The following is a 3,868-nucleotide window of genomic DNA, read 5'->3' on the forward strand; positions in this document are numbered from 1 at the left end:
GTGGCGGCGCTTTTGTGGGCCATGGCTTCGGCATCGTTGCCCACGGCGATGAAGCGACCATCCTTGATGGCGACGGCGGTGGCGGTGGGCTTTTCGCGGTCAACGGTGTGCAGCTTGCCGTTGAACAGGATGAGGTCGGCAGTCATGGAGCCTCCTTGAGGGTTTTTGGGGGGCTGGCTGGCCGAAGCTGCAAACGGCAGGGCCGACCACAAGGCGCCAGCCGCACCGAGCACGGTGCTATTGGCGAGGAACTTCCGGCGTGCGGCGTCTGGGTTTTCGTCGTTCATGAATCATGTCCTCGCGGTTCGAGCCAGGCCGCGAACAGCTGCGTGGCCTTGGGCATGAACAGGTAGACGACCAACAATACGATGGTCAGGGTGATCAGTACGTTGCTGGCAACGTAACCCGATAACACTGGCAGCTTGGCAAACAGAGGCTGCCACAACAGCGGAATCAACAGGCTCAGAGGCAGGATCACCAGGAACGTGACACAGGCTTGCTTCCAGCGCGGGGGCTGTTTCGGGTGATGTGGGTTGAACCAGAACTCATGGCCGATATGCACCTGGGTCTGGTCGCCCTCCACCAGCAAGGGCGAGACTTCCTCGATCAGTTGCTGCCGTTCGCCAGAGCCCAGCCAGGCCTGCAGTTCGGATGCACCGCTGAAGCGTAGTACACAGATGAACTGGCCCTGCTCACAGATAACATCGACCCCCAGGTGGCCCGGGTAGGTCGAGGCAACTCGGGTAGTACGTTGCAACCACTGTTCGTAGGCCATTTCCCGGCCTGCCCGCACCCGATGGCGAACCACCAGGGTCACTATTTCGAGCGGATCCATGATGCCTCCTGCCACCGGGTGGGCCGCACGTTCGGTGCGGCCCCCAGGTTTCAATGGCCTTCGGAGGCGTTGAACATGGTCTTGGCGTAGATCAGGCCGAGGCCGTACGCGCCGCCGTTGGCGACAGCGGTCTTGACGGTCTGGTCGTAGGTTTCGCCACGGGCCCAGTCACGTTGCAGCTCCAGCAGGTACTGCAGGGAGGTCATGGGGCGCGCGCCGAGCTGGATCATGCGCTGCATGGCCATGTCGTGGGCTTCGTCGGAGGTGTCGCCGCAGGCGTCGGCGATCACGTACACCTCGAAGCCCTGGTCCAGGGCCGAAAGCGCTGGGCCTACGATGCACACCGAGGTCCACAGGCCGGCCAGTACGATCTTCTGCTTGCCAGCGGCATTCACTTCAACGGCGATGCGCTCATCTTCCCAGGTGTTCATGCTGGTACGGTCGATGATGTTGGCTTCAGGGAACACCGACTTGATCTCGTCGAAGATCGGGCCGGAGAAGCTCTTTTCCGCCACGGTGGTAAGGATGGTGGAGACACCGAACTCCTCGGCCGCCTTGGCAACCAGCGCAACGTTGTTGCGCAGCGAGGTAGCGTCGATCGACTTGGTTGCGAAAGCCATCTGCGACTGGTGGTCGATCATGATCAGGGTGTGGTCGGTCGGGTTCAGCAACGTCTTGCCGGGTGCGGCTTTTGCAACTGCCATGATGCTTTCCTCTGGGTGAGTGGGGTAGGTACGGAACCGCCCTGCCCCGCAGCCCCACAGATGCGCTGCGGCGCGCGGGAACAGGAACGGTTCGCAACGGCAGCCATTGTCGGAAAGCCCCGGCGAAGATGATTGTATGAATGCGCGGTTTTGGAACAGCCCTACTGCGGCGTGTGCAGTCGATTTCGATGGGCAGGCGGGCGTACAGGCTCGAGCATTTGCCAAGCCTGTGGAAAGAGGATTTTTTGCGGGCAAAAGAAAAAGGGCATCTCGGTCGAGATGCCCTTTTTACATGGTGGGTCGTGTAGGATTCGAACCTACGACCAATTGGTTAAAAGCCAACTGCTCTACCAACTGAGCTAACGACCCGGAAAATGGTCGGGGTGAGGGGATTCGAACTCCTGACATCCTGCTCCCAAAGCAGGCGCGCTACCGGACTGCGCTACACCCCGAATTTGGCTCCGCGACCTGGACTCGAACCAGGGACCCAATGATTAACAGTCATTTGCTCTACCGACTGAGCTATCGCGGAACTGCAACTTCGTTTACAACTTTTCTTTACCGCTTCGAAGGCTGTTTAGCTTCGAACCCTTCAGCATCCGCTTTCGCGTTGTTGCCTCTGAGGCGCGCTATTCTACATCCTTCGTTTTGCTTGTCAACCCCCAATTTGCTTTCAACTTACTGATTTGCAAATTGTTTTCAGATCGCCTTTACCGCCGGTGATCTGTGTTGTGCCTGACAGCGGGGCGCATATTAAGCGCACTCGAAGTGAAATGCAAAGAAAAATTTCAAGATTCTCAAAAGGTTATCGGAAGGTGCCGTAATTGCTTGGCGGGACGGGCTTTTTTGCTTCACCAGGCCCATGAAAAAGCCCCGCAGGTGCGGGGCTTGTTTCACGCACCGGCTCAGGCGAAGACGATCTCCTCGCCCTCCACCTTCGCGGTGATCGACGCGCCCGGCACGAATTGCCCACTGAGGATCAACTGCGCCAGCGGGTTCTCGATCCAGCGTTGAATCGCCCGTTTCAGCGGGCGTGCGCCATACACCGGGTCGTAACCCACGGCGATGAGCTTGTCCAACGCCTCCGGGCTCAGTTCCAGCGACAGCTCGCGCTCGGCCAGGCGACCGCGCAAGCGGCCCAGCTGGATCTCGGTGATACCGGCGATCTGCTCGCGGCCCAATGGCTCGAACACCACCACCTCGTCGATACGGTTGATGAACTCTGGGCGGAAGTGCGAGCCCACTGCATCCATCACCGCCGCGCGCTGCGCCTCACGGTCGCCGACCAACTCCTGGATCTGCGCCGAGCCCAGGTTGGAGGTCATCACGATCACCGTGTTACGGAAGTCCACCGTACGCCCGTGGCTGTCAGTCAGACGGCCATCCTCCAGTACTTGCAGCAACACGTTGAAGACATCCGGGTGAGCCTTCTCCACCTCGTCGAGCAGCACCACCGAGTACGGCTTGCGGCGCACCGCTTCGGTCAGGTAGCCGCCCTCCTCGTAGCCCACGTAGCCTGGCGGGGCACCGATCAGGCGCGCCACCGAGTGTTTCTCCATAAACTCGGACATGTCGATGCGCACCATGGCCTCTTCGGTATCGAAGAGGAATTCCGCCAGCGCCTTGCACAGCTCGGTCTTGCCCACACCGGTTGGGCCGAGGAACAGGAACGAGCCGCTGGGCCGGTTCGGGTCAGAAAGCCCGGCACGCGAGCGACGCACGGCGTTGGCCACGGCGGTCACCGCCTCGTCCTGGCCGATCACCCGTTGGTGCAGCAGGCCTTCCATCTTCAGCAGCTTTTCGCGCTCGCCTTCGAGCATCTTCGACACCGGAATGCCGGTCCACTTCGACACCACTTCGGCAATTTCTTCCTCGGTGACCTTGTTGCGCAGCAACTGGTTATCGGTCTTGCCGTGCTGGTCGACCATCTGCAGGCTGCGCTCCAGGTCCGGGATCACCCCGTACTGCAGCTCGGCCATGCGGTTGAGGTCGCCCTTGCGGCGGGCGGCGTCCAGCTCCTGGCGGGCCTGCTCGATTTTCTGCTGGATCTGCGCCGAGCCCTGTACCTCGGCTTTTTCCGACGCCCAGATTTCCTCGAGGTCGGAATACTCGCGCTCCAGGCGCTCGATTTCCTCGGTCAGTTTCTCCAGACGCTTTCTGGCCGCTTCATCTTCTTCCTTCTTCAGCGCCTGGGACTCGACCTTGAGCTGGATCAGCCGACGGTCGAGACGGTCGAGCACTTCCGGCTTGGAGTCGATTTCCATGCGGATGCGGCTGGCCCAGCGGCCAGCAGATCGCCGCCACGCCCACGCTGGACGGCACCGGCTCC

General features: G+C 60.9%; 4 protein-coding genes and 3 tRNA genes. All 7 read right to left on the reverse strand.

The genetic code is table 11. The annotated features are described in order from the left end of the window. Positions 1–287 (reverse strand): twin-arginine translocation signal domain-containing protein (locus ACQKPE_RS25885; protein ID WP_427669542.1); only part of this gene is annotated, 287 nt, incomplete at its 3' end. Next, complete coding sequence (locus tag ACQKPE_RS25890; RefSeq protein ID WP_427669543.1) at positions 284–835, reverse strand: antibiotic biosynthesis monooxygenase; 552 nt, start codon at positions 833–835, stop codon at positions 284–286. The genes ACQKPE_RS25885 and ACQKPE_RS25890, both read right to left, overlap by 4 nt. 50 nt (positions 836–885) lie before the next feature. Further along, positions 886–1,539, reverse strand: a complete 654-nt coding sequence (locus tag ACQKPE_RS25895) for a hydrolase (protein WP_427669545.1) — start codon at positions 1,537–1,539, stop codon at positions 886–888. 293 nt (positions 1,540–1,832) lie between these two features. After that, positions 1,833–1,908: transfer RNA gene (locus ACQKPE_RS25900), tRNA-Lys, on the reverse strand. A 6-nt stretch (positions 1,909–1,914) separates the two neighbouring features. Then, a tRNA-Pro gene (locus ACQKPE_RS25905) sits at positions 1,915–1,991 on the reverse strand. 4 nt (positions 1,992–1,995) lie between these two features. Further along, positions 1,996–2,071: transfer RNA gene (locus tag ACQKPE_RS25910), tRNA-Asn, on the reverse strand. Between the two features lie 373 nt (positions 2,072–2,444). After that, positions 2,445–3,868: AAA family ATPase (locus ACQKPE_RS25915; protein ID WP_427669546.1), on the reverse strand; the 1,424-nt coding region annotated here is incomplete at its 5' end.

This window comes from Pseudomonas sp. NPDC089554 (assembly GCF_050280645.1).
Classification (GTDB): domain Bacteria; phylum Pseudomonadota; class Gammaproteobacteria; order Pseudomonadales; family Pseudomonadaceae; genus Aquipseudomonas.

Bases quoted from the DNA above. Each gene is read 5' to 3' on its own strand.
- ACQKPE_RS25890 (WP_427669543.1), bottom strand. From the start codon at position 835: ATGGATCCGCTCGAAATAGTGACCCTGGTGGTTCGCCATCGGGTGCGG.
- ACQKPE_RS25895 (WP_427669545.1), bottom strand. From the start codon at position 1,539: ATGGCAGTTGCAAAAGCCGCACCCGGCAAGACGTTGCTGAACCCGACC.